The sequence below is a fragment of the Vibrio sp. 397 genome, assembly GCF_033339395.1.
GTDB lineage: Bacteria > Pseudomonadota > Gammaproteobacteria > Enterobacterales > Vibrionaceae > Vibrio > Vibrio alginolyticus.
Window position 1 is genome coordinate 272,571 of the sequence record NZ_JAWOUN010000008.1, and the last position, 6,416, is coordinate 278,986.

Here is a 6,416-nt window from a genome sequence, read left to right on the forward strand (position 1 = left end):
ACGCTTCCCCAATAAAAAGAGCAGCAATTCAGCTGCTCTTTGTCGTTCTAATACTCAATACGTTTTATTTCACTGACCACTGAGACAGTGAACGTTTGAAATCAGAGTAGTCAAATTCATTCAGTTTTTGAATGTCACCACTCGAGCGTTCACAGTAGACCGACGGCATACGTAGACCGTTAAACCAGTTCAGTTTCACCATGGTGTAACCGGCACTATCTAGAATATGCAGACGCTGTCCTATCTCTAGAGGCTGTTCGAAGTTCGCCACGCAGAACTGGTCACCAGCCAAACAAGAGCACGAGCCGATCACATACTCATGTTCACCATTTTCAGATGCTTCAAGAATTGAAGCTGGCTCATTGTAGATCAACGTATCTAAGCGGTGAGCTTCTGTGGCTGAATCGACAATCGCCGTCTTCTTTACGTTCTCTACAATATCAACCACTGTTACAACGAGATCAGTTGTCTTAGTAATTATCGCTTCACCCGGCTCTAAATACATTTGTACGCCGTGTTTCTCTGAGAACGCTTTAAGTGCTAACCCCAACTTCTCGATATCGTACCCCGGCCATGTGAAGAACACGCCGCCGCCCATGCTTACCCAGTCCAGCTTATCTAGGTACTCGCCAAACTGATCTGAAATAGCATCGAGTAAGCCGATAAACGCATCCACGTCTTTGTTCTCACAGTTCATGTGGAACATTACGCCATCAATACCATCAAAAATTTCCGGTTTGATGTGATCAGCCTGAACACCAAGACGAGAGAATTGACGCGCTGGGTTTGCTAAGTCTTGCCCTGCATAGCTCACACCTGGGTTTAGGCGCAAGCCAATCGATGCTTTACCTTCGACAATATGACGATAAGCCGCTAGCTGTGACTGAGAGTTAAAGATCATCTTGTCACAGATGTCCGCCACATCGCGAACGTCATCTTCGCTGTAACCCACACTGTATGCGTGTGTCTCACCACCGAACGTTTCGTAGCCAAGCTTCACTTCAAACGGGCCAGAACTTGTTGTTCCGTCTAGGTAAGGCTTGATGATGTCGAATACACCCCATGTTGAGAAGCACTTCAGTGCTAATACAAGCTTCACACCAGAGATGTCTTTTAGCTGTTTTGCTTTCTCTAGATTCTCAATCAGCTTGTCTTCATTGATCATGAAGTATGGCGTTTTTAGTTCGTTTTGTTGCATTTTGATACCTTACGTCCCTTCGCCTTAGCAAAGGCACTATAAAATCGAACAAAGCCGACGCAAGTGCATCGGCTTAAACGTACAAATAAGAGTCGCTAAATTCTTACTTCAATTTATGGATAACAGGTTGTCCTGGCTCCAGTTCTTGAACATGCCAATCTAGACCAATAGATGGCATGTTTTCTAGGAATGGGTCTGGATCTAGCTGCTCCATGTTGAACACGCCTTTGTCTGCCCATTTGCCACGGAAGAACTGCAAAGCCGCAGTGATCGCTGGTACGCCAGTGGTGTATGAGATAGCTTGGTGTTCAACATCTTCGTATGCGACTTCGTGATCAGCGTTGTTGTAAATGAATACACTGCGCTCTTTGCCATCTTTCTTACCTTGAACCCAAGTACCAATACACGTTAGGCCAGTGTAGCCTGGCGCGAGTGACGTTGGATCTGGTAGTAGTGCTTTTAGCACGTGCAAAGGTTGAACAACCGTACCGTCGTGAAGCGTTAGTGGATCTGGGCTGAGTAGACCGATGTCGCGCATCACATTGAAGTAGTTTAGGTAACGGTCACCAAAGCCCATCCAGAATTCGATGCGTTTCGCCGGGATGAACTCTTGCATAGATCGAACTTCGTCGTGCGCCATTGAGTACACTTTGTGTGAACCACAATTCGGGAATTCAAACTCAAGCATACGTGAGTGACAAGGTACTTGTTTCCACTCGCCGTTTTCCCAGTAGAACGAATCGCCTTGAATCTCAAGCATGTTCGTTTCTGGATCAAAGTTAGTTGCGAACTTCTTACCGTGGTCGCCTGCGTTTACATCCATTACGTCGATAGTATCGATTTCATCGAACAGATGCTTCACTGCGTATGCGGCAAACACCGATACTACGCCCGGATCGAAACCAGCACCAAGAATACCTGTAATGCCCGCTTCTTCAAACTTCTCACGGTAACCCCACTGCCAATCGTAAGCTTGAGGTACTTGTTGGCCTTCAGAGCACAAATCAACCGCAACAGATGTATCAAGGTATGACACTTTAGCTTGGTAACATGCTTCCATAATAGACATGTTCACCCAAGGAGGACCTGCGTTGATCACTAAGTCAGGTTGTACTTCTTTAATTAAAGCAACTAAAGAATCTACGTCGTCCGCGTTTACCGCTCGCGCTTCTAATTTCTTAGTTGAATCTTTCAGATTGTTTTTCTTCTGAATCGATTCGATGATTTTCTCACACTTACCTACGGTACGTGATGCGATTGTGATATCACCCAGAACGTCGTTGTTTTGTGCTGCTTTATGTGCAACTACCCAGCCAACGCCGCCTGCACCAATCTGTAGAATTGCCATAGTTTTCCGTTACCTTTGTTAAACTAGCTCTGCCGCTAGCGTATTGATTTTTGAGAGCAAAGATTCAAAGTCCGCCGTCGTCAGACACGGGTTCAAAATCGTAAATTTCAATGCAGTTTTATCGTCGACAATGGTTTCACCCAATACCGCGATACCGCGTGTTAACGCTTCTAAGCGCAACGTTTTGTTCAGTTCATCAAGATCCGCTGATTCATGTGTCGCGCGGAACAGAACCGTAGATAGTGATGGTTCAGCCAACAACTCAAAGTGTTTGTTATCTCGAATCATGTCCGCCACTTCAAGCGTCTGTTCAAGCAAATGATCATACATATCGCCTAGGGCTTTTGGCCCTACGCTTTGCATCGTCATAAACACTTTGAGCGCATCAAAACGCTTAGTTGTCGCAATAGACTTATCCACCAAGTTCGGTAGTTCGTCGTGTTCGCGGTTCAAATAGTCTGCATGGTGAAGCAGGAATTTAAAGTTAGACTTGTCATTTACCAATAGCGCACCACAACTGATGGTTTGGTAAAACAGCTTATGGAAGTCTACGCTGATGGAATGTGCACGCTCACAACCTTTCAGACGCGCTTTTTGGCTACTTAGAATCAGAGCTCCACCGTATGCACCGTCGACGTGCATCCACATGTCATGTTTCGCTGCGATATCGGCGATAAAGTCTAAGTCATCAATAGCACCGTGGTCCGTTGTACCCGCTGTACCAACAATGGCAAATGGGATCAAACCTTCTGCTTTGGCCTGATTGAGAACTTCGTCTAATTTAGTGACATCCATCGTTCCATCGGCATTAGCATCGACGGTCATGACCGCTTTTTCACCCAATCCCATCCAAGACGCTGATTTTTGAACCGTGAAGTGGGATTTTTTCGAACATACAATACGTAGCTTGTCTGCGTATTCAGGAAGGCCAAGCTTTTGAATTGAGTGTGCACTGAGTTTGTCAACAATCCAATCTCGCGCAAGCATCAAACCCATTTGGTTACTTTGCGTGCCGCCGCTCGTGAAGATACCGTCCGCTTTTTCACCTAACTCATATTTATCGCATAGCCAGTTCACAACTTTCTGTTCAACATAAGTCGCTGATGAAGCTTGATCCCATGAGTCCATCGACTGGTTCAAAGCCGCAATCATTGCCTCTGCCGCAATCGCTGGCATCAACGGTGGAGTATGTAGGTGAGCAATACAATCTGGATGTTGAGTAAAAATTGCGTTTTTCGCGACCAGCTCAGCAGCATCGTCGATAACGGTTTTAAGAGGCGCATTTCCATTATCAAGATCAACGTCGTGAATCGCTGCTTCCAATGCTTTTGGATCCATACCTGAATACGGTGCAGTCACTTGTTCAAACACTGACTTCATTGCCGTAGTAGTGTGGTTCATCACCGAAGCAAATTCATTGCTGCCCATCTCTCCTGTGTGGATGAAATGCTTCTTCCATTCATCTTGTGGCTGAGTTTCGATGTGACTACCGCCAGCGGCTAAAATCGCGTCTTCAAATACACGTAAAGCAAAGTCGATTTGCTCAAACGAGATGATAAGAGGAGGAAGGAAACGAATTACTGCGCCTTCGCGTCCACCTTTCTCAACGATCAAGCCACGCTCGAGTGCTGCGCGTTGAATAGAAAGTGTGAGTTCACTATCCGCTTGAGGTTCACCAAATTTATTGAGCTCACCGTCTGGATTTTTAATCTCCACGCCTAGCATCAAACCTTTGCCACGAACCTCTGCGATACAGTTCACACGCTTTTGAATACTTTCAAGGCCGTAGCGCAAGTACTGACCCGCAATATTGGCATGCTCAACAAGATTATCACGCTGGATAATTTCTAATGCTTTCGCACCAGAGACCATAGCTAGCTGGTTACCACGAAATGTACCTGTGTGCTCGCCCGGCTTCCATGTATCATGTTGCTTGTTGATAACCAATAGCGACATTGGTAAGCCACCACCAATTGCTTTTGATAAACACAGAATATCTGGAACAATGCCCGACTCTTCGAACGCGAAATTGTAGCCAGTTTTACCAACACCACACTGGATCTCATCGAAGATCAGTAAGATACCGTGTTCATCACAAATACGACGTAACTCTCGTAGCCAGAATGCTGGCGCAGGAACAACACCACCCTCACCTTGCACTGGCTCCACGATAATCGCGGCAGGCTTCATAATGCCTGACTCATCATCGTTTAAAAGACGATCGATATAGCGAATACTTGCTTTCGCACCTTCATCACCGCCAAGCCCAAAAGGACAACGCAGGTTGTATGGGAAAGGCATAAAGTGCACATCCGACATCAAACCAGTTCGACGAGCTTTCGTGCCTAAGTTACCCATCATCCCCATCGTACCATTAGTCATACCATGGTATGCGCCACGGAAGGCAAACATAGTGTTGCGACCGGTAGTCTGTTTCGCGAGCTTGATAGCAGCTTCAACCGCATCAGCTCCAGACGGGCCACAAAATTGGATAACGCTGTTCTCGCTTAACTCTTGAGGAAGAAAAGACTTAACGGATTGAATAAACGTCGTTTTTGCTGATGTTGCAATATCTAGCGTCTGATATGGCAGTCCTGAATCTAATTGTTCTTTCAGCGCTTGGTTTATTTCAGGATGGTTATACCCCAAAGCTAGAGTGCCTGCCCCCGCAAGGCAGTCTAGAAAGATCTGTCCACGCGTATCTTCAACCAAGCACCCAAAGGCTTGTTTAATTGCGATCGGCAAACGACGTGGATAAGAACGTACTTCAGATTCATGCTCAGCCTGATCAATCAATACTTGATCTGGCGTTAAGTCATACGTTCCCTCAACGATAGGAACCTGAGACGAAAAAATGTTTGCGATATTGCTATCGACTTCAAAGGCAGTGCTCATACTACATAATCCCTTGAATTATAATAATTCTGTATCCTGTATTAATAATCATTAGAATGAAATTACAGGAGGTGTGAATACCCCTCCGCATTTGTCAGTGCATAAATGACAAATACAGATCATCCGCCACGATACTCGCGGCTTTATATGTAAAAGGGATTAATCAAGGTTCTGTAATGCACCCGTTTTGTAAAACAGGACATTTCGGCAGTATGAAGCTGATTAGTGTGTGTTTATTCAAAGGTTTCAATGTTGGGTTTCCCATTAATATGCCGCGTTTACAGCATTAGTATCCCGTCTATCGACAAAAGGCTTTGCCGATACCTACCCTACGCAGTGTCACAATCAGCTTGAATGGTCACTACGCGTATCCCCCAGAGATCAAACGTTGTTAATTACGCTCCGAGATTGCGCGCGAATTTATCACAAAATAAAATCTTCTGGCAACGATTTTTCATATTAGTAACAGTGATGTAAATCACAACAAAACATACCCCATCGCAACTCGCATGTTCATATTCATGATCTATGCTTTTCTGCTTCTCTCAAACACCTGTTATTTAAACAAATATTCTTGAGATATCATCACCTCATCTAAACAGAGATGTAAGGTTGTGCTGCTTAATCGTAAAACATTCCTTTCTATATCCGGAACATTTAAAAAGATAGCATTCTCGTCACAGCTTTGCCTGGAGCAAGAGTGGTTATTCTCCACAAGTGATGGTTTAAACATAGACTAGTAGGAATGGCTAAGATGTTTTGCAGTGGCAGAATGAACAATCACTTGAGTCAATGAGACAAAGGGTTCGTTACTTAACGAAGTCTGTGACAGAAAAGAAATTTGAGATTTTCAAAAAATACGAAAAAGGCCTAACATTTTCATGTTAGGCCTTAAATCTGGAGCGACACACGAGGTTCGAACTCGTGACCTCAACCTTGGCAAGGTTGCGCTCTACCAACTGAGCTAGTGTCGCA

3 protein-coding genes and 1 tRNA gene are annotated in these 6,416 nt (G+C 44.9%); all 4 read right to left on the reverse strand.

Features of this window, described 5'->3' with window-relative positions; all coding sequences use genetic code 11:
* Positions 1–64: 64 nt before the first annotated feature.
* Positions 65–1,198 (reverse strand): carboxynorspermidine decarboxylase, encoded by a 1,134-nt coding sequence (nspC, locus tag R7P36_RS15235; RefSeq protein WP_213899816.1) that lies wholly within the window; start codon positions 1,196–1,198, stop codon positions 65–67.
* A 103-nt stretch (positions 1,199–1,301) separates the two neighbouring features.
* Positions 1,302–2,546 carry a carboxynorspermidine synthase gene (locus tag R7P36_RS15240; RefSeq protein WP_213899817.1) on the reverse strand — a complete coding sequence of 415 codons (1,245 nt, stop codon included), beginning with the start codon at positions 2,544–2,546 and terminating at the stop codon, positions 1,302–1,304.
* A gap of 18 nt (positions 2,547–2,564) precedes the next feature.
* Positions 2,565–5,441 carry a pyridoxal phosphate-dependent class III aminotransferase gene (locus R7P36_RS15245; RefSeq protein ID WP_213899818.1) on the reverse strand — a complete coding sequence of 959 codons (2,877 nt, stop codon included), beginning with the start codon at positions 5,439–5,441 and terminating at the stop codon, positions 2,565–2,567.
* An 898-nt stretch (positions 5,442–6,339) separates the two neighbouring features.
* Positions 6,340–6,415 (reverse strand) — tRNA-Gly (locus R7P36_RS15250).
* Position 6,416 lies beyond the last annotated feature (1 nt).